The organism is Pseudomonas sp. LAIL14HWK12:I10 (assembly GCF_900184205.1).
Taxonomy (GTDB): domain Bacteria; phylum Pseudomonadota; class Gammaproteobacteria; order Pseudomonadales; family Pseudomonadaceae; genus Aquipseudomonas; species Aquipseudomonas kermanshahensis.
This window is the reverse complement of the sequence record NZ_FXWU01000019.1, coordinates 26,208-44,642: the sequence shown is the minus strand read 5'-3', so window position 1 is coordinate 44,642 and position 18,435 is coordinate 26,208. Positions and strand designations below refer to the sequence as shown.

Sequence of the window (18,435 nt, the reverse complement as noted above, 5' to 3'; positions counted from 1 at the left end):
CCGCGAAGAGGCCGGTACAGACACCTTGTAGTCAGAGGTTATAAGCCCGCTCATTGTGCTCCGCCAGGTCCAGCCCCTGCTCTTCCTCCTCCCGGCTGGCCCGCAGCCCGACAGTCAGCTTGATGGCGCCCAGAATCGCCCAGCTAACCACAAAGCAATAAACAAAAGTAAAGGCCACGCCTTTCAGTTGCACCAGTGCTTGCCCAAGGGGCGTAATGCCTTCCACATAGCCGCCCAACGACGGCGCGGCAAACACCCCGGTCAATAGCGCGCCAACCATCCCGCCCACGCCATGCAGGCCGAACACGTCGAGGCTGTCGTCATACCCCAATGCCTGCTTCAGCCGGGTCACCGCGAAGAAGCAGATAGCCCCCGTCAGCAAGCCGATCACCAGCGCCCCCAACGGCCCGACAAAGGCGCACGCCGGCGTGATGCCAACCAACCCGGCCAACGCACCTGAGGCCGCCCCCAGTGCAGTGGGCCGCCCATGCATGAGCTTTTCGGTAATCAGCCAACCGACAATCCCTGCGCAGGCAGCCACCATGGTCGCCAGCATCACCACCCCTGCCCCTTCGTTGGCCGCAAGCCCCGAGCCCACGTTGAACCCAAACCAGCCCACCCACAGCAAACCGGCACCTACCAGGGTGAAGCCGAGGCTGTGCGGCGGCATGGCCAGCTGTGGGTAGCCCTTGCGCTTGCCTAGCATCAACGCTGCAGCCAGCGCCGCCACACCGGAGTTGATGTGCACTGCGGTGCCGCCGGCAAAGTCCAGCACGCCCCAGTTGACCATCAATGCCCCTGGCCCGCCCCAGACCATATGGGCAATCGGTGCGTACACCAGGACGAACCAGGCGCCCATGAACAACAACGAGGCACTGAATTTCATGCGTTCGGCAAAGCCGCCGGCAATCAGCGCAGGCGTGATGATCGCGAAAGTCAGCTGAAATACCGCGAAGACACCTTCCGGGATGGTCCCTACCAGGCTGTCATGGCCGATGTTCAGCATCAGCGCCTTGTCCAGGCCGCCGATAAAACTGTTGAAGGTCAGTTGGCCTTCAACCATACCGCGGGTATCCACCACCAGGCTGTAGCCGAACAGCACCCAGAGGATGCCGATGAGCCCGGCCACGGCGAACAGCTGGGTGAACACCGAGAGAAAGTTCTTGGCCCGCACCATGCCGCCGTAGAACAGCGCGAGGCCCGGGATGCACATCATCAGCACGAACATCGCCGCGCAGATCATCCAGGCGGTATTGCCGGTGTCCAGGGTGGGCTCGGCGGCGTGAGCCAACGGCGTCAATGCCAACAGCACAACAGCAAGGGCAAGCTTCATGGAGTCACTCCTGTGCGAAAGGGGATGCAACGGGGGCCGCAAAGCGGCCCCAGAAGGTGGAATCAGTACTGAGCCTGGCCTGGTACCCAGGCAGTACCGGCCAGCGGCACCCGGGCCATGGCGGCTGCTTCCACGGTCAGCGCCACCAGGTCCTCAGGGTCCAGGTTGTGCAGGTGCGACTTGCCGCAGGCACGGGCCATGGTCTGCGCCTCCAGCACCAGCACGCGCAGGTAGTTGGCCAGGCGCCGACCGGCCTCTTCCGGGTTCAGGCGCTTGGCCAGTTCCGGATCCTGGGTGGTGATGCCGGCTGGGTCGCGGCCGTTCTGCCAGTCATCGTAGAAACCGGCAGCTGAGCCAAGTGCCTTCAACTGCGCATCCAGGCGCGGGTGGTTGTCGCCCAGGGCAATCAAAGCAGCGGTGCCGATGGCCACTGCGTCAGCGCCCAGGGCCATGGCCTTGGCCACATCGGCACCGTTGCGGATGCCACCCGAGACAATCAACTGCACCTTGCGGTGCATGCCCATCTCCTGCAGCGCCTGCACGGCCTGCGGGATGGCCGGCAGGATCGGGATGCCGACGTGCTCGATGAACACTTCCTGGGTCGCAGCAGTACCGCCCTGCATGCCATCGAGCACGATCACGTCAGCGCCGGCCTTCACCGCCAGCTTGACGTCGTAGTACGGGCGGCTGGCACCGATTTTCACGTAGATGGGTTTTTCCCAATCGGTGATCTCGCGCAGCTCGGCAATCTTGATCGCCAGGTCATCCGGGCCGGTCCAGTCCGGGTGGCGACAGGCGCTGCGCTGGTCGACACCGATCGGCAAGGTGCGCATCCCGGCCACGCGCTCGGTCACTTTCATGCCCAGCAGCATGCCGCCACCGCCCGGCTTGGCGCCCTGGCCAAGGACGATCTCGATGGCGTCGGCCTTGCGCAGGTCGTCCGGGTTCATGCCGTAGCGCGACGGCAGGTACTGGTACACCAGGTGCTGCGACTGGCCCCGCTCTTCCGGGGTCATGCCGCCGTCACCGGTGGTGGTGCTGGTGCCGGCGATGGTCGCACCACGGCCCAGCGCTTCCTTGGCGTTGGCCGACAACGCGCCGAAGCTCATGCCGGCGATGGTCACCGGGATCTTCAGGTGGATCGGTTTCTTGGCAAAGCGGGTGCCCAGCACCACGTCGGTGCCGCATTTTTCGCGGTAGCCTTCCAGCGGGTAGCGCGACACGCTGGCGCCGAGCAGCAGCAGGTCATCGAAGTGCGGCACGCGGCGCTTGGTGCCACCGCCGCGAATGTCATAGATGCCGGTTTCGGCGGCACGCTGGATTTCCTGGATGGTCAGGCGATCGAAGGTGGCCGACTCACGCAGTACCGGGGGGAATTGCTCGCTCATGGGGTTGCTCCTGGATCAGTACGCGGAGGCGTTGTCGACTTTGAAGTTGTACAGCTGACGGGCCGAGCCATACCGTTTGAAATCGGCGGCTTTATGGTCGAGGCCCGCGTCGTTCAGCAGCGCCTGAAGCTCTTGCAGGTGCTCGGCGCGCATTTCTTTCTCGATACAGTCCGAACCCAGCGACTGGACCGTGCCCTTGACGTAGATGCGCACCTCGTACAGCGAGTCTCCCAGCGCATCGCCGGCGTCGCCGCACACCACCAAACGCCCGGCCTGGCCCATGAAGCAGCTCATGTGGCCAATGCTGCCGCCGACCACGATGTCGACGCCCTTCATGGAAATACCGCAACGGGCACCGGCGTCGCCCTCGATCACCAGCAACCCACCGTGGGCGGTTGCACCGGCGGCCTGAGAGGCACTGCCCTTGACCCGCACCGAGCCGGACATCATGTTTTCCGCCACCCCCACGCCCACATTGCCGTGCACCGTAATGTTGGCTTTCTGGTTCATGCCGGCGCAGTAGTAGCCGGCATGACCGTCGATCTCTACCGAAACGTCTTCGTTGATACCGACAGCCAAGTTGTGTTTGCCGTCGGGGCGCGTCACGCGCCACTCACGGTCTTGCACCTCACCGTGCAGGGACTGGTTAAGGACACGCACCGAAGTGCTGGAAAGGTCGATCGTCTTCATAAGGTTCTCCAGAGGTTCGGTGGCAGGTCAGGCGCTTTCGCGCTCCCAGACGTACAGGGTGGCCGGCGCCGGCTCCCAGACCTTGGCGTTTTCAATACCGGGCAGGCTGGCCAGGGCCTGGTACTCGGAGGCCATGGCAACGTAGTCGTCGGTTTCAGCCAGCACCGCTGGCTTGCAGGCGATCGGGTCGCGAATCACCGCGAAGCCGTTGCGGGTGCCGATGGCAAAGGTGAAGAACCCGTCCAGGTCTTGCAGAGCCCCGTCCAAAGCCTTGGCCAAGGTATCGCCCTGCTGTAGGCGCCAGGTCAGGTAGCCGGCAGCCACTTCGGTGTCGTTGTCGGTCTCGAAGCTGATGCCTTCACGCTTGAGTTCCTGGCGCAGGCGGAAGTGGTTGGACAGCGACCCGTTGTGCACCAGGCACAGGTCGGCGCCGGTGGAGAACGGGTGGCTGCCCTCCAGGGTCACCGCGCTTTCGGTGGCCATGCGGGTGTGGCCGATGATGTGGCTGCCCTTCATGCCGGCCAGGCCGAAGCGGCTGGAAATCTCAGCCGGCAGGCCCATGCCCTTAAGGATTTCGATGCTCTGCCCGGCGCTCATGATGCGCACTTCAGGGGCCAGCTCGGCCAATGCAGCACGGGCGGCAGCTTCCGTGGTGTGCACCTTGAGCACGGCGGCGCTGGCGTTCTGAAACCAGTCCAGCGAGCAGCCCAAGCGCCCTTCCAGTTGCCCCATCAAGCTGGCCCACGAATAGCCCCCATCAAGGGCCTGCAACGTCAGTTTTACCCAGCCGTCGGCCACTTCATCGCCGTAAATGGCAAAGCCGGCGCTGTCGGGGCCACGGTCGGTCATGGCGTGCAGCATGGGTTCGAAGAGCTTGCCGAGCTGGGCTTCCAGCTCAGGCTTCTTCAGGTACAGACCTACGATTCCACACATGGTGATGCTCCTTACTAGGCAGTGGGCGACCGCTGTTTTGAGGGCCGCCCAAGGGATGGGGGCGGTCAGAAAAACTCGGTGTAACGCTGGATTTCCCAGTCGGAAACGTGGCGGCAATACTCCACCCACTCCATGCGCTTGAGCTTGATGAACTCGTCGACGATCTCGGCGCCGAGCACCTCGCGGAACAGGGGGTCGGCCTCGAGCGCGTCGGCGGCTTCCTTGAGCGATTGCGGCAGGGTCTTGATACCGCGTGCGGCGATTTCTTCGAGGCTCAGGGTGTAGAGGTTCTCGTTGCACATCTCGCCTGGGTCGAGCTGGCGGTCGATACCATCCAGGCCAGCCGCGATGATCGCGGCAGTGACCAGGTACGGGTTGCAGCCCGCATCCGGCAAGCGGAACTCAAGGCGCCCGTAGGGGATGCGGACCATTGCCGAGCGGTTGTTGGCGCCCCAGGCAACGAAGGCTGGGGCCCAGGTCGAGCCGGACAACGAGCGGCCAACCACCAAGCGTTTGTAGGAGTTGACGGTTGGCGCCGCGAAGGCACACAGCGCCGGGCCGTGGGCCATCAGGCCAGCGGCGAAGTGGTACGCCAGCTTCGACAGGCCCATGCCGCTGCTGTCGCTGGCGTCATGGAACAGATTCTTGTTGGTGCTGCTGGCCAGCGACAGGTGAAAGTGCATGCCATTACCCGCGCGCTTGGGGTCGGGCTTGGGCATGAACGAGCAGATCATCCCCAGGTCGTTGGCGATTTCGCCGGCCGCCATGCGGAAGAACGTGAAGCGGTCGGCCGACTCCATGGCGTCGCTGTAGGTGTAGTTGATCTCGAACTGGCCGTTGGCGTCTTCGTGGTCGATCTGGTAGATGTCGAAGCCCACGGGCTGCAAGGCTTCGGTCAGGCGCTCCAGAAACAGCCGCGACCGCGACAGGCCCTTGTAGTCGTAGCACGGCTTGTCGAGGTTGTCCGAGGCATCCACCAATTGCAGCTTGCCGCCTTCGTCACGGCGGAACAGGCTGAACTCGGGCTCCAGCCCGGTGTTCAGCGTCCAGCCCTTGTCGGCCAAGCGCTGCACCTGTTGCTGCAACACGTAACGGCTGTCATAAGGCCAGGGCTGGCCGTTGACATGGCCGACGCACACCACCCGGCCATAGCCGGGCTGCCAGGGGACCGGGATCAACGTGGCCAGGTCGCCCCGGGCCATGAAGTCCGGGCCGTGTGGCTCCATGCCCATGCCGCAGATGGCGAACCCGGCAAAACCGGCGCCCTCCTCGGCCACCATCTTGAGGCCCGAGACCGGCACCGATTTGGTCTTTGCCGAGCCATGGATGTCGACAAACTGCGCCAGCACATACTTAATGCCGTGCTGATCGAGGGTGCGCTGGGTTTCTGCTGGCAACATGGGTTGAACACTCCTGGGTAAGGGGTCGCTTGTAATTCCGCATGGGAAACTTACTTTCATCACAGGAATGCAAAGCGCTTGCCAGGTTTACCTCCACCGGCCTTTTCGCGGCGGTTCGGCGCGAAGAGGCCAGCCGCCATTACCCAGGAAATTCCGTTGTAGATATGGGAAACTTGTTTTCACCTGAGGAAAACGACTGCCACCGCAGTAGCATTTCGCACTTTCTCAGTGCGAAATCTTTATTCTTGAACTGAAACCGTGCAGGACATTAGATGCCGACCGAAACCCAACCGCGCCTTCGCCTGGAGCAGTACCTGGGCTTGCAGATCAAGCGCCAGCGCCAGGCCCAGTCCCTCAAACTCGCCGATGTGGCGCGCATCGCCGGTATCAGCCAAGGGATGCTGAGCAAGATCGAGAACGCCCAGGTGTCCACCAGCCTCGATACCCTCAGCCGCCTGTGCGATGTGCTGGGTATGCCGATGGCCAAGCTGTTCAGCCAGTACGACCAACCTGACGGCAATGCACTGCTGGTGAAGGCCGGTGAAGGGCTGGAGGTGGTGCGCCGGGGCACAGAAAAGGGCCACACCTATCATTTGCTCAATCACGCCAGGGGCCCGAAGAAGCACTTCGAGGCCTACATGGTGAGCATGGATGACGCCAGCGAAGAGTTCCCGACCTTCGCCCACCCAGGCACGGAGTTCCTGCATTTGCTGGAGGGTGAACTGGTGTACCGCCACGGCAACCAGCTCTATCACATGCACGCGGGTGACAGCCTGACCTTCGATGGCGAAACCCCGCACGGGCCGGAGCAGCTCGTGCAGGTGCCCATCCGCCTGCTGTCGATCATGAACTACGGCGAAGAGTAAGGCGGCGCGGCGCGACAACGATCAATGTCGCGATCAGACAACCAGACGTCACCCGCGACCGGCCTCGCAACCCTGTATACAAAAATAATACACACATCAGCCAGCCCCGCGCCGTGGGCTGGCAGACGCAGTAATTGCGAGTAAACAGCCTCGCTTCACAATTCCAACGCTGTGGCGCCTTTTTGCACCGGGCAATTCGTCCGGGCTCATAACGATAAAACTCCCAGTTTTGAAAACCCGCGACGCGTCGGCCGGGAGTGCTTGCGCGCGCACATTGTGAAGCATTTGACTGCCATGATCGCTACCTCCCTCCCCGTAGCCGGTGCCTCCACCGGCCACCGCAACGCGCTGCTCGTTGCCCACATCGCCGCCGTCCTGTTCGGCCTGACCGGCATCCTGGGCCACTTGATCGAAGCCGACGCCAGCATTATCACCTTCGGCCGCGCCACCTTTGCCTTCATTGCCCTGGGCTTCGTCGCCGGGCTCAAGGGCACCCGGCTGCTCGACGCCCTGACCTTACGCAACCTGCCAATCCTCGGCCTGACCGGCGCGCTGCTGGCTGCCCACTGGGTGACCTTCTTCATTGCCGTCAAGGTCGGTGGGGTGGCCGTGGCGACCCTGGGCTTTGCCAGCTTCCCCGCCTTTATCGCCATGATTGAGCGCGGTGTGTTCGGCCAACGCATTGGCGCCACCCAAGGTTTGTTATTGCTGATGGTGACGACAGGCCTGGTGCTGGTCGTGCCCACCTTCGACCTGCTCGACAAAGGCACTGTCGGCCTGCTGTGGGGTTTGGGGTCTGGCCTTGCCTTCGCCTTGCTGACGGTCGCCAACCGCCGCCGCGCATCGAGCATGAACGCGATGCAGGTGGCGTTCTGGCAGAACGTGGTCGTGGCCGCGCTGGTGGCACCGTTCGCCTTCACTCACTTGGGCAGCACCAGCCTGGGTAGCCATGACTGGGTCAACCTGGCGCTGCTGGGCGTGTTCTGCACCGGGCTGTCGCAGTTCCTGTTCGTCAAGAGCCTGGAAGGCCTTGAGGCGCGTACCGCCGGCATGATCATCGCGCTGGAGCCGGTGTATGCGATTCTTGGGGCGTGATGGTTGTTTGGCGAGCAACCGAGTGTGCGCATGGCGGCGGGGGCGGCGTTGATCGTGTTGGCAACGCTGCTGGCTGCGGCGCGCAAGGCGCCGGCGGAGCACGGTGATACCAGCCGCTGCGCGCACTAGCTCCAGCGACAGTAGCCTGCCCGCAGTTAAGACAGCCCGCCTTCCGGCAACAAACTGCGATCAAACATGAACGGCCGCTCCCCCTGCGGCGTGTACTGAAACAACTGCTGCGGCCTACCCAGCTTAGGCTGATTCTTCTCCCCGGTATCCCTCACCCACCCCAGCTCGCGCAAGCGCTCCAGGCGTTTGCGCAGCGAGGTGTTGTTCACCGCCTGCCCCAGGCACGCCTGCACCGCCCCCAAGGCATCGAGCACGGTGAACTTCTCGGCCAGCAGGTACAGCGGCAAGCTGCTATACACAGTCTTCGCCGCCAGCCGTTCGCGGGCGCGCTCCACCAGCAAGTTGTGGTCGAAGGGCAAGAGCACCTTGCGCCCCAGCACGCTGTCCATATCGACAAACGCCAGCTGCTCACCTTCAACGGTCTGCCCAGGGGCGAGCAAGGCCAGGTAGTAGGTGCTCAGCGACCAGCCACGCGGGTCACGGAACGCATTGCCTTCGGTACCCACCTGTTCCATGTAGCACGGCACCACCCGGGCCTTTTCCCGCAAAGCGCGGTCGGCCGCGCCCTCCAGGCTGGTGTCGGGGATACGGCCGTTGACGATCACACCCGGCAAGGCCCACTGGCCGGCGTGCGGTTCGCGCTCACGGCGGTGCAACAACACTTGCAGATGCTGGGCTTCAGGGGCCATGCGCAAGGCGACGATATCGACGCTGGCCAAGACTTCAGTGCTACTCAAGGGAACGCTCCACGCTTCAGTAACTCAATAATCCACCAGAGCAGTTAAGTAGCACAAGGGGCTTTGTTTCATTAGCTAGTGCTTGACACACTTAATGCACCAGGTGGAATATATGGCCATGCCAGCGAGGAGAGCACCATGAAGATCGCCAGTTTCGATGTCGACGCGCAAAACGGCTTCACCGCCAACGCCCCGCAGGAACTACCCGTGCCCGAGGGCGATGAAATCGCCGCCGACCTCAACGCCATGGCCCTGCGTGCAGACCTGCGCCTGGGCAGCAAGGACGCTCACCCGGCCAATGCAGCCTGGGTGGTTGCCGACCCGGCCCAGATGCTGCAACCGCTGCCGCTGGCCAATGCCGACCTGACCTGGGTCAGTCACTGCGTGCCAGGCACACCCGGCTTCGAACTGCTGCCTGGCCTGCCCGCCCCCATCGATTACGACTACTTCGTGTGGAAAGGCGTCGAACCCGACCTGCACCCCTATGGCGCCTGCTACCACGACCTGGCCGAACGCCGCTCCACCGGGGTGATCGAATACCTCAAGGTGCAGCAGGTGGGCGCCGTGATCGTCGGCGGCCTGGCCCTGGACTACTGCGTCAAGACCACCGCCCACCAGTTGCGCCGGGCCGGGTTCCAGGTGTTGCTGTACCTGCCGGCTTGCCGCGCCCTCACCCAGGCCGGCGCCATCGCTGCCTGCGGCGCATTGGCCGCCGAGGGTGTCATCCTCTGCGGCGACGAAGCCGCGCTCGACTACCAACTCTCGCTGATCAAGGAAGACCGCCCATGAGTGACAGCGTTTTCGGCCCGCGCATCATCCAGAACCTGCTGGACACCGACTTCTACAAGATCACCATGATGCAGGCGGTGCTGCACAACTACCCCAACGCCGAGGTGGAATGGGAATTCCGCTGCCGTAACGGTGAGGACCTCTCCCCTTACTTGGCAGAAATCCGCTACCAGGTCGAGCAACTGGCCGATGTCACCGTCACCCACGACCAATTGGCCTACCTCGAAAAAATCCCGTTCATCAAACCGGACTTCATCCGCTTTCTGAGCCTGTTCCGTTTCAACCTGCGCTATGTGCAGGTCGGCCTGGACGACGCCGGGCAGCTGGCAATCCGCGTGCGCGGGCCGTGGCTGCACGTGATCCTCTACGAGATCCCGCTGCTGGCAATCATCAGCGAAGTGCGCAACCGCTACCGCTATCGGGAAGTGGTGATGGAACACGTGGGCGAGCGGCTGTACCAGAAGCTTGACTGGCTCAAGGCCGAAGCGAATGCCGATGAGCTGGCAGGCTTTCAACTGGCCGATTTCGGCACCCGACGGCGCTTCTCGTACCGGGTCCAGGAGCAGGTCGTGCACATTCTCAAGCGCGACTTCCCTGGCCGCCTGGTTGGCACCAGCAACGTGCACCTGGCCCGCGAATTGGAACTCAAGCCCATCGGCACCATGGCCCACGAATGGTTCATGGCCCACCAGCAACTGGGCCCGCGCCTGGTCGACAGCCAGGCCGCTGCGCTGGAATGCTGGGTACGGGAATACCGCGGGCTACTGGGCATCGCGTTGACCGATTGCATCACCATGGACGCGTTCATGGGGGATTTCGACTTGTACTTCGCCAAGCTGTTCGATGGCCTGCGCCACGACTCGGGCGACCCGCTGGCATGGGCAGAAAAGGCCATTGCCCACTATGAAAAATTGGGGATCGACCCGCGAAGCAAGACGCTGATCTTCTCGGATGGGCTGGATTTCGCCAAGGCGCTTGGCCTGTACCGCGCACTGCATGAGCGGATTAACGTGAGCTTTGGCATCGGCACCAACCTCACCTGCGATATCCCGGGAGTGGAGCCGATGAACATCGTGATCAAGATGACGGCGTGTAATGGGGCGCCGGTGGCGAAGATTTCCGACAGCCCGGGCAAGACCCAATGCCGGGATGAGAACTTCGTGGCGTATCTCAAGCACGTGTTCAAGGTGGGGTGATACCGCCGCGAAAGGCCAGCTTTGCTAGGATCTGTACGGTAAGTCTGGTCATCCATCATTGTGGGAGCGGGCTTGCCCCGCGATCTGCCGCAACGCGGCAGCAAACCCTGAATTCGCGGCGGCTTTGACGCTAGTCGATATCGGGTACAGGAGCGCTTCGCACTCCATCGCGGGGCAAGCCCGCTCCCACAAAACATTTCGTACAGAGCCTAACCCTCTTTGGGCTGACCCACACACAACTCCATAAACCGCGCCGCCGCCCGCGACGGCGTGGCGGCATGGGGCATCAAGATGGAAAAGCGCCTGACCAACGGCTGCGGCGTAATGCGCAGCCGCCGCAACACGCCATCCTCATGGCGAATCGACATGGCCGACACAAAGCCAATCCCCATACCTGCCCGCACCGCTTCCTTTACCCCTTCCACACCGGCGATTTCCATCGCGACGCGCATTGCCACGCCACTGCGGGCAAACGCCCGCTCGACAATTTGCCTCACCCCTGAGCCACTCTCGCGCAGCACCAGTGGGTAGACCCCCAAGGATTCCAAGGTCTGCGCCTCGTCACCGGCCAACGGATGAGAACTGGGCACGATCGCGACGATCTCATCCTCACGCCACGGCGTGACCCCGGTGCCCAACGGCAACTCCTGCCCGGGAGGCCCTTCGATCAAGGCGATATCGACACTGCCCAGCGCGGCGACAATTTCAGCCGTGTTGCCATTGGAGGTGCTCACCGACACGTCCGGGTAGCGTGCATGGAAGTCGGCGATGAGGTACGGCAGCAGGTAGCTGGCCGGCGTGGTACTGGCGCCGATGCGCAAGGTGCCGCGCTCCAGGCCGCGCATGGCCTCGCGCAGGGCCTGGGCCTGGCGGAAGGTATCGCGCAGCCGCTCGGCATGGGCCAGCAACTGCTCACCTGCAGCCGTGAGGCGCACGCCGCGCCCTGCGCGTTGGTAAAGGGGCTCACCGAAAGCCTCCTGCAGCAACTTGAGCTGCCCGGACACAGCGGGCTGCGACAGGTGCAACGCCTGGGCCGCGTGGCTGATATTGCCATGCTCGGCGACGGTGGCGAATGTTATCAGCTGTTCTGGGGTCATGAATTCAAAATATCAGCTAAACGGATACTTCACATCCTAAATTACGATTTTTTATAAGCTTATAACCAGATTAACGTAAGGCCTTGTCGAAATACCTTTCCCGGAGGACTCACATGGCCACGGTTCCATCCCACCCCGCCTACGCGCCTACCCTCTCTACCCGAGGGCGGCTCAATGGCATTTTGTTCGTGGCGCTGTTCGCGCTTGCCGTCACCCAACTAGCAGCCTTGCCCGCCATCGCCAACCTGGGCATCAGCCCGCTGATCGTCGGTATCGTTGCCGGTGCCCTGTACGGCAACGCGCTGCGCGATGGCGTGCCGGCGAGCTGGGCGGCGGGCATCAACTTCTCGGCCCGCGGGCTGCTGCGCATCGCCGTGGCCTTTTTCGGCCTGCGGGTCAGCCTGCAGGAAATCGCCGAAGTCGGCTGGTCGGGCCTGACGGTTTCGCTGCTGGTGGTGGTCAGCACCCTGCTGATCGGGCTCTGGTGTGGCATGAAGCTGCTCAAGCTGGACCGCGACACCGCGCTGCTCACCGCTGCCGGCAGTGCCATTTGCGGCGCCGCTGCAGTACTTGCGTTCGAGTCGGCGCTGCGCAGCGCCCCGCACAAGAGTGCCATGGCCGTTGGCAGCGTGGTGCTGTTCGGCACCCTGTCGATGTTCCTTTACCCCTTGGCGATCAATGCCGGATGGCTGCACCTGGATACCCTGGGCGCGGGCCTGTTCCTGGGCGGCACAATCCACGAAGTGGCCCAAGTGGTAGGTGCAGCCAGCAACGTCAGCCCCGAGGCGACGCACATCGCCACCATCGTCAAGATGACCCGGGTGATGCTGCTGGTGCCGGTGCTGCTGGTGGTAGGCCTGTGGATCAGCCGCTCGCGCCAGCCGGGCCAGGCGCAAGGCAACGGCCGCATCGCCATGCCCTGGTTCGCTTTCGGCTTCCTGGCGCTGGTGCTGGTGAACTCGCTGCAGGTGCTGCCTGGCAGTGTGACCCAGGCGATCAATAGCCTCGACACCTTTGCCCTGACCATGGCCATGACGGCGCTAGGGATGGAGACACGCTTCAGCCAGATCCGCCAGGCAGGGCCACGGGCGCTGCTGACCGGGGCGATACTGAACCTTTGGCTGGTGGGGGGTGGGCTGGCAATTACGCTGGGTGTGCAAAAGCTCTTCGCATGACTTATGGTGTTGTCTAAGAAGGATGTTTTACCTGCACAGGAAAGACTTAGATGCCCCAACGCCATGTCATAAATGCATCCGTCAGCCCCAAAGGCAGCCTGGAGACGCTGTCGCAACGTGAAGTCCAGCAACTGAGCGAAGTCGGTACCGGTAGCCTCTACACCCTGTTCCGCCAGTGCGCGCTGGCCATCCTCAACACCGGCGCGCATGTCGACAATGCCAAAACCATTCTCGAGGCCTACAAGGACTTCGAGGTGCGTATCCACCAGCAAGACCGGGGCGTACGCCTTGAACTGCTGAATGCCCCCGCCGACGCCTTCGTCGATGGCGAAATGATCGCCAGCACCCGTGAAATGCTGTTCAGCGCCCTGCGCGACATCGTCTATACCGAAAGCGAGCTGGCCAGCCAGCGCATCGACCTGGAAAGCTCCCAGGGCATCACCGATTACGTGTTCCACCTGCTGCGCAACGCCCGCACCCTACGCCCAGGCGTGGAGCCGAAGATGGTGGTGTGCTGGGGCGGCCACTCGATCAGCAGCGAGGAATACCAATACACCAAAAAGGTCGGCCACGAACTGGGCCTGCGCAAGCTGGACGTCTGCACCGGCTGCGGCCCTGGCGTAATGAAAGGCCCGATGAAAGGCGCCACCATCGCCCACGCCAAGCAGCGTATGCACGGCAGCCGTTACCTGGGCCTGACCGAGCCGGGCATCATCGCCGCCGAAGCGCCCAACCCGATCGTCAACGAGCTGGTGATCTTGCCGGACATCGAGAAGCGCTTGGAAGCCTTCGTTCGTGTCGGCCACGGCATCATCATCTTCCCGGGCGGCGCCGGTACTGCCGAAGAGTTCCTCTACCTGCTCGGCATCCTCATGCACCCGGACAACCAAGGCCTGCCCTTCCCGGTCGTGCTCACTGGCCCCCGCAGTGCCGAGCAGTTCCTGCTGCAACTGCACGCTTTCGTCGGCGCCACCCTCGGTGAAGCCGCGCAAAGCCACTACCAGATCATCATCGATGACCCGGCCGAAGTCGCGCGCCACATGGTCGAAGGCCTCAAGGAGGTCAAACAGTTCCGTCGCGAACGCAACGACGCCTTCCACTTCAACTGGCTGCTGAAGATCGACGAGGGCTTCCAGCACCCGTTCGACCCGACCCACGCCAACATGGCCGAACTCGCCCTACGCCGCGAGCTACCGCCCCATGAACTGGCCGCCAACCTGCGCCGAGCGTTTTCCGGCATCGTTGCCGGCAACGTCAAGGACAAAGGCATCCGCCTGATCGAAGAACACGGCCCCTACCAGATCCGCGGCGACAGCGCAGTATTGGAGCCACTGGGGCGATTGTTACAAGCATTCGTCGACCAGCACCGCATGAAGTTGCCGGGTGGTGCCGCCTATGTGCCGTGCTACCAGGTAGTGACCTGAAAACGGTGATCTAGCGCCGGCTCTTGATCTTGATCTGGCTTTTGACCTTCAGCGACTCAGGAGGCCGAGCGCAGGCCTTGCGAAGGGAGGTGACGGGCAAGGATGCCCGTCAAGCGCTGGGGCCCAGGATGGGCCCTGCAGCGCGGTCCTCCCGGGAGCAAGGCCGTAGCGAGGGGACCCCGAAGCGCAGCGTAGGGGCCGTATGATGGAGCGCAGCCTTTTTTGGTTACTTTTTGGGGCGTTTGCCAAAAAGTGACCCGCCGTAAGGGCGGAAAGGTGACTAAGCATCGCCCCAATGCTGGATCAACCCCCCCCTCAAAACCAACACCAACACCCACACCAACGATCAAGAAACCAAACCCTCCCGCTCAACCAGCCGAATACTGTCACGCCCCCCGCGCTTCGACTCATACAACGCCACATCCCCCTGCTCAATCAACGCCGCCAAACTCACCGGCGGCTGATCAAACACATTAGCCCCAATACTCAACGTAACCGCCTGCGGCGTAGGCACCGTCTGCCCAGCAAACAGCTGAAACCGCTCACGCAACTGGCTACCCAGCTCCACCACCCGCTCCCGCGTCGCCTCACTGAGCAGAATCACAAACTCATCCCCCCCAAGCCGCGCCGCCAGCGACCGCTCCGGCAACACCGCACGAATCATCTCGCTCAAGGCGATCAACAGCCGATCCCCCGCAATGTGCCCGTGCAAATCGTTGACCAGCTTGAAGTTGTCGATATCGATCAACAGCAAGGCCCCCGGCCGCGCCGGGCTGACCTCTTTGAAAAAGTGCGGCGCCCGCACTTCCAGCGCCCGCCGGTTGTACAGCGCCGTCAACGGATCACGCGCCGCCAGCCGGGCGATACGTTCTTCACGGCGATAACGCACCGTCCCCGTCATCGACAGCGCAATCAACATGATCGCAATCGCCCCCTCGACCAGGGAAATCTGAATGATCAGCCCGCCAAAGGTCGCCAGGTCAATCAAGGTGCCCGGCGTGATCGCAATGATCGCCTTCGCCACATAGAACAACCCATGGATCAGCAACACATAGCGCAATTGCACCGCGCCCACGCTCAGCGACCTGCCGTGGGGCTTCAACAAAAAGCTGGCCTTGAGGGTCAACAGCGCCACCAGCAACGAGTTGACCATCAGCATCACCTTCGACCACTCCGGCCCCGCAGGCAGCAGCAGCAAGGCGAACCACACCGGCACCATCAGCAGCCAGGTGCGCGACAGGCGGTTCTGGGTGAAGCGCAACACCCCCATCAGGAAAAACGCATGCGCCACCACCAGCAACCCGTTGGCGAACCAGATGCCGATCAACAGCAAGCCAATGCCACGCAACAGGGCCAGGGTGGAGCCAACGGTAATAGTGGCGAAGCCCGCGCTCCAAAACAGGAGTGAAGCCTCGCGAACGCTGCGCCATTCGATCGCCAGGTACAAAGCAGCAGCGGCTGCCAAGGCGATCGTAATCGTCAGCATCGTGGGTGGATCAAGCGCCATAGACGGTTTGGCCTATCTGGTTAATGAGGAAAACGCCTCATTGTATTCGTTTGCCATTGGTTTTCAGAGGGGGACACGCAAACGATCATATCAATTCGAAGCTCCCTCACAGCGCAGCACCCTCCCGTTGTTACCACCATGGTATCACTGGCTTGTTCCATGCGTTGTTTGCGACAGCTTTTTTCGTACAGCGCCTACTCCGCAAGTCTTATTTTCATACCTAATCTCTCAAGGTAATCCCTGGGTGGAACTAGCCGCTCTATCGGTGGCTGGTAGTGCCCTGAATAATTATCCAACACAAAGACGCCATCGGATTTACTAATATAGCCTGCACTAATAACTTCGCCGCTATCGCCGCCCCCCAGTTGACCGTATCTAGCGATGCTGGCATGACTTAAATCTCCATCGCTGTAGCTGCCAATGAAAAAATTCTTGTCTCGAGTGAACACGAATTTATGTTTGAATCCAGGTCCAGGTAGATCATGCAAGCTACGCCCATCTGATGCCAGAGTAATGAAAGCGCTCCCCGCCGACATCAGTGCTCCTGCTTCCGCCATCTCATTAATCAGGTTCTCGGGCTCCTTATTTACGAGCGCATTTAAATGGCTGCCATTCCCTTTTCCAGATGTCAGTTTTTTCTTGAATCTGTTGACTGCTAGAACTTGAACGGCTGCCCGCTTGAACCGAGATCTTCCACTAGGGTCTTGTGAATTGACAGGGTCATTCAGGCAGTAGGCATAACAGTTGACACCCCCTTGTCGAAAAGGGCTCAGTGCGTCGGCGCTTATGAATCGCATCAAACGAGGATTGTAAATTCGATGTCCATTCCCAAGATGATAGAAGCCGCTCGGAGTGAAAACAAGCTCACCATTGAAACCCAATAAACCAGTTATTTCAATATCGGCATATCGGTAGCCATAAGCTGAATAATTACTGGTCTTGTGGCATATTGAAAGTGAAGATAGCTCTCTCATGCTTATGGTCTGCTTGATGCGGGGTGACGTATGAGTGTGGCCTAACCGAGAAGGAATGGAACCTGATAAATTTGTCAGGTGATCTAGATTCTCTTTCGTCGTAACCTAATTGCTGCGTCGGCGAGGCTAGCCGTCAAATCCTTGTTGACTTGCCTTTTACTCTTTATGTGACGTCCCGTCGTCCGAGAGCTTTCCTACCAGAACTCTGCGATCAAGTCAGCAGCGGCCACCCGAGCTGCGCTGCGGTGGCCGATGTGATGCCGCTGCAGATACTCACAGGACTCGTTTGATCAACGGTTCCAGGCGGCTGTAACGCAATCGCCGCAGGAACTTGCGCACTTCCTTGGGGTGCTCGGCCTTGACACCCAGTTCTTCAGCCGAGCTGATCTTCGGCGCATGCCGGCGAATGCCCTCCAGCTCCACCTCGCGCGACACGATCCACTGCCCCTGCGCGTCATCGATAAGCAAGCCATTCTCAAGGTCCAGGTTGAACCCGCGCGGGTTGAGGTTGTTACCGGTCAGCAGCGAATAACGCTGGTCGATCCACAGCCCCTTGGCATGGAAGGTGTGCCCAGGGTCGTTCCAAATCCGCACTTCGAGCTGGCCATTGGCAAGCGCGGCCTGGCGACGGCGGGCAAAGGCGCGCAGGTTGTCCTCGTACAAGTAGGGCAACGCACCGCTAGCACTGAACGGCTCACCCGGGGCTATATAGAAGTCATTGGCCGTGCGATCGCCAACGATCAGCTCCACGCGCACGCCACGGTCCAGGGCGTGGTCGATTTCGCGCATCAATACCCGAGGCGGGTTGAAATAAGGCGTGCTGATGATGATCTGCGTGCGTGCAGCGGCCAGCAGTGCGCAAAGTGCTTTGTTGAGCGGGTTGCCCCGCCCAACGCCAAGCAGCGGGATGACCCGCAAGCCCTGCCCCGCTTCGCCGGCGGGTACCTCATAGACCATGCGCCGCAGCCGCGCGCGCAAACGCCGGATGTCACCGCGCAAGCTGCGGGTCGCTGGCGGTGCCGGCAAGTCCAGCCGCGGTGTGGCGGTGTGGTGCAGCAAACGTCTAACCAGGTCGACCATGGCATCGGCCAGCGCAGGCGACTGGAACAGGTGATAGCGATCCAGGCGATAGCGGTCGAAACGGTGCAGGTACACGTTGTTGAGGCTGGCACCGGTGTAGATCACACAGTCGTCGATGATGCTGCCTTTCAAGTGCAACACACCAAACAGCTCGCGGGTTTGCACCGGAACGCCATGGATCACCACATCCAGCCCACGCAATTGACGCTGGGCCTGATACCAGGCCGCATTACCCGGCTGCCGCCCGCCCCCCAGCAGGCCACGGCGGGCACGGAACCAGTCAACCACAATGGTGATTTCCAGGCCTGGCCGCGCGGCCTTGGCCTGGTACAAGGCATCGAGCACTTCCTGCCCGGCCTCGTCTTCCTGCAGGTACAGGGCGACGATGACGATACGCCGGGTCGCCGTCGCGATGCGCTCGAGCAGGCAGCGACGGTACGCCGCAGCATCGGGCAATACCTGGATCGCCTCAGGCGCGAGGGCAAAACCTGGCAGCGCCGCCAGCATGGATTCGGGGTTCACGTAGGTTCACCTTCTGTCTGCATTCAGGTCCATTCCTGGCCACCAGCCCGGGGTGTAAGATCGACCGGGTAACGACCTATAACAACAAGAATCATGCGAG

15 protein-coding genes and 1 pseudogene are annotated in these 18,435 nt (G+C 62.0%); 6 read left to right on the top strand and 10 right to left on the bottom strand.

What is annotated here, in order from left to right; genetic code table 11:
- Positions 1 to 31 precede the first annotated feature (31 nt).
- The 5 genes from QOS90_RS26245 to glnT form a co-directional block, all read right to left on the bottom strand.
- Positions 32 to 1,333, bottom strand: coding sequence for an ammonium transporter (locus tag QOS90_RS26245; protein ID WP_085274333.1), 1,302 nt, complete (start codon positions 1,331 to 1,333; stop codon positions 32 to 34).
- A gap of 62 nt (positions 1,334 to 1,395) precedes the next feature.
- A complete protein-coding gene (locus QOS90_RS26240) occupies positions 1,396 to 2,721 on the bottom strand; it encodes an FMN-binding glutamate synthase family protein (protein WP_027595365.1) in 1,326 nt (441 codons plus the stop codon).
- Positions 2,722 to 2,736: 15 nt separating this feature from the next.
- Complete coding sequence (locus QOS90_RS26235; RefSeq protein WP_027595364.1) at positions 2,737 to 3,411, bottom strand: GltB/FmdC/FwdC-like GXGXG domain-containing protein; 675 nt, start codon at positions 3,409 to 3,411, stop codon at positions 2,737 to 2,739.
- A gap of 27 nt (positions 3,412 to 3,438) precedes the next feature.
- Positions 3,439 to 4,344 (bottom strand): class II glutamine amidotransferase, encoded by a 906-nt coding sequence (locus QOS90_RS26230; RefSeq protein WP_027595363.1) that lies wholly within the window; start codon positions 4,342 to 4,344, stop codon positions 3,439 to 3,441.
- A 65-nt stretch (positions 4,345 to 4,409) separates the two neighbouring features.
- Positions 4,410 to 5,744 (bottom strand): type III glutamate--ammonia ligase, encoded by a 1,335-nt coding sequence (glnT, locus tag QOS90_RS26225; protein WP_027595362.1) that lies wholly within the window; start codon positions 5,742 to 5,744, stop codon positions 4,410 to 4,412.
- A gap of 272 nt (positions 5,745 to 6,016) precedes the next feature.
- Between glnT and QOS90_RS26220 the strand changes: the two genes are divergently transcribed.
- Both QOS90_RS26220 and QOS90_RS26215 read left to right on the top strand, forming a co-directional pair.
- Positions 6,017 to 6,610, top strand: a complete 594-nt coding sequence (locus tag QOS90_RS26220; protein WP_027595361.1) for a helix-turn-helix domain-containing protein — start codon at positions 6,017 to 6,019, stop codon at positions 6,608 to 6,610.
- 294 nt (positions 6,611 to 6,904) lie between these two features.
- A pseudogene (locus QOS90_RS26215) lies at positions 6,905 to 7,834 on the top strand (DMT family transporter).
- Positions 7,835 to 7,860: 26 nt separating this feature from the next.
- On the opposite strand, the gene QOS90_RS26210 reads toward QOS90_RS26215, so the two are convergent.
- A complete protein-coding gene (locus tag QOS90_RS26210; protein ID WP_085274332.1) occupies positions 7,861 to 8,571 on the bottom strand; it encodes an NUDIX hydrolase in 711 nt (236 codons plus the stop codon).
- Between the two features lie 138 nt (positions 8,572 to 8,709).
- Between QOS90_RS26210 and QOS90_RS26205 the strand changes: the two genes are divergently transcribed.
- Together QOS90_RS26205 and pncB are read left to right on the top strand one after the other, a co-directional pair.
- Positions 8,710 to 9,360: an isochorismatase family protein gene (locus QOS90_RS26205; RefSeq protein WP_085274331.1), complete on the top strand. Its 651-nt coding sequence runs from the start codon at positions 8,710 to 8,712 to the stop codon at positions 9,358 to 9,360.
- A complete protein-coding gene (pncB, locus tag QOS90_RS26200; RefSeq protein ID WP_085274330.1) occupies positions 9,357 to 10,556 on the top strand; it encodes a nicotinate phosphoribosyltransferase in 1,200 nt (399 codons plus the stop codon). Before QOS90_RS26205 ends, pncB begins: the two co-directional genes overlap by 4 nt.
- 209 nt (positions 10,557 to 10,765) lie before the next feature.
- On the opposite strand, the gene QOS90_RS26195 is transcribed toward pncB, so the two are convergent.
- Positions 10,766 to 11,653 carry a LysR family transcriptional regulator gene (locus QOS90_RS26195; protein WP_085274329.1) on the bottom strand — a complete coding sequence of 296 codons (888 nt, stop codon included), beginning with the start codon at positions 11,651 to 11,653 and terminating at the stop codon, positions 10,766 to 10,768.
- A gap of 113 nt (positions 11,654 to 11,766) precedes the next feature.
- Here QOS90_RS26195 and QOS90_RS26190 point away from each other — a divergent pair, with 113 nt between their 5' ends.
- Both QOS90_RS26190 and ppnN read left to right on the top strand, forming a co-directional pair.
- Positions 11,767 to 12,828 carry a YeiH family protein gene (locus QOS90_RS26190; RefSeq protein ID WP_027595355.1) on the top strand — a complete coding sequence of 354 codons (1,062 nt, stop codon included), beginning with the start codon at positions 11,767 to 11,769 and terminating at the stop codon, positions 12,826 to 12,828.
- A 50-nt stretch (positions 12,829 to 12,878) separates the two neighbouring features.
- Positions 12,879 to 14,252 (top strand): nucleotide 5'-monophosphate nucleosidase PpnN, encoded by a 1,374-nt coding sequence (ppnN, locus tag QOS90_RS26185; protein WP_085274328.1) that lies wholly within the window; start codon positions 12,879 to 12,881, stop codon positions 14,250 to 14,252.
- 346 nt (positions 14,253 to 14,598) lie between these two features.
- Here the strand turns inward: ppnN and QOS90_RS26180 are convergent, their stop codons facing one another.
- The 3 genes from QOS90_RS26180 to pssA all read right to left on the bottom strand — a co-directional run bounded on the left by QOS90_RS26180 (position 14,599) and on the right by pssA (position 18,335).
- Entirely contained in the window at positions 14,599 to 15,759 is a 1,161-nt protein-coding gene (locus QOS90_RS26180; RefSeq protein ID WP_085274327.1) for a GGDEF domain-containing protein, read from the bottom strand.
- Positions 15,760 to 15,953: 194 nt separating this feature from the next.
- A complete protein-coding gene (locus QOS90_RS26175) occupies positions 15,954 to 16,733 on the bottom strand; it encodes an RHS repeat-associated core domain-containing protein (RefSeq protein WP_085274326.1) in 780 nt (259 codons plus the stop codon).
- A gap of 273 nt (positions 16,734 to 17,006) precedes the next feature.
- Positions 17,007 to 18,335 carry a CDP-diacylglycerol--serine O-phosphatidyltransferase gene (gene pssA, locus QOS90_RS26170; RefSeq protein WP_085274325.1) on the bottom strand — a complete coding sequence of 443 codons (1,329 nt, stop codon included), beginning with the start codon at positions 18,333 to 18,335 and terminating at the stop codon, positions 17,007 to 17,009.
- Between the last annotated feature and the right edge of the window lie 100 nt (positions 18,336 to 18,435).